Origin of the sequence: Microvirga pakistanensis (assembly GCF_004458765.1) — a bacterium.
Classification (GTDB): Bacteria; Pseudomonadota; Alphaproteobacteria; order Rhizobiales; family Beijerinckiaceae; genus Microvirga; species Microvirga pakistanensis.
Window position 1 is genome coordinate 1 of sequence record NZ_SPJX01000134.1, and the last position, 223, is coordinate 223.

The 223-nt window shown below is 69.1% G+C and carries 1 pseudogene; it reads left to right on the forward strand.

The features are described from left to right. Window positions 1–223 (forward strand): annotated as a pseudogene (locus E4K09_RS04370) (sensor histidine kinase); the annotation flags it as partial.

Consider the following 223-nt stretch of genomic DNA (forward strand, 5'->3'; position numbering starts at 1 on the left):
CCAAGGAGCTTGCGCATGCCCTGCCCAAGGACGGCCCGGTGGCGGAGGACCTGCGGCTCCTGCAGGAGCAGGTGGAGCGCTGCCGCTCGATCCTCACCAAGCTCACCTCCAGGGGGGAGGAGGAAGAAGGCTTCCTCGAGACGGTCTCGCTGAGCCATCTCGTCGAGGAGATCGTCGAGCCGCAGCGCGCGGTGGGATTCGACGTGCGGGTGTCGACCCGCGG